Source organism: Falsihalocynthiibacter sp. S25ZX9 (genome assembly GCF_041205405.1).
Lineage (GTDB): Bacteria > Pseudomonadota > Alphaproteobacteria > Rhodobacterales > Rhodobacteraceae > Falsihalocynthiibacter > Falsihalocynthiibacter arcticus.
The window spans coordinates 1-303 of the sequence record NZ_JBGFCD010000233.1; the positions used below are offsets into that span (position 1 = coordinate 1).

Genomic DNA, 303 nt, shown 5'->3' on the forward strand with positions numbered 1-303 from the left:
GTGACGAAGAAATCGGCGCCAAGAAAATCGCTGAGTTGATGGCGGCGGTTGATTCCTTCATTCCACAGCCTCCACGTGCGATTGACGAACCTTTCTTGATGCCAATCGAGGACGTGTTCTCGATCTCTGGTCGCGGTACTGTTGTAACAGGCCGTATCGAGCGCGGTGTTGTTAACGTTGGTGATTCCATCGAAATCGTTGGTCTCAAAGACACAACAACAACCACTTGTACTGGTGTTGAAATGTTCCGCAAACTGCTTGATCGCGGTGAAGCTGGTGACAACATTGGTGCGCTTCTTCGCG

General features: G+C 50.8%; 1 protein-coding gene. It reads left to right on the forward strand.

Going from position 1 to position 303, the window contains the following annotated elements; genetic code table 11:
• A partial coding sequence (locus AB9F29_RS22060; protein ID WP_369757271.1) for an EF-Tu/IF-2/RF-3 family GTPase occupies positions 1-303 on the forward strand: 303 nt, incomplete at both ends.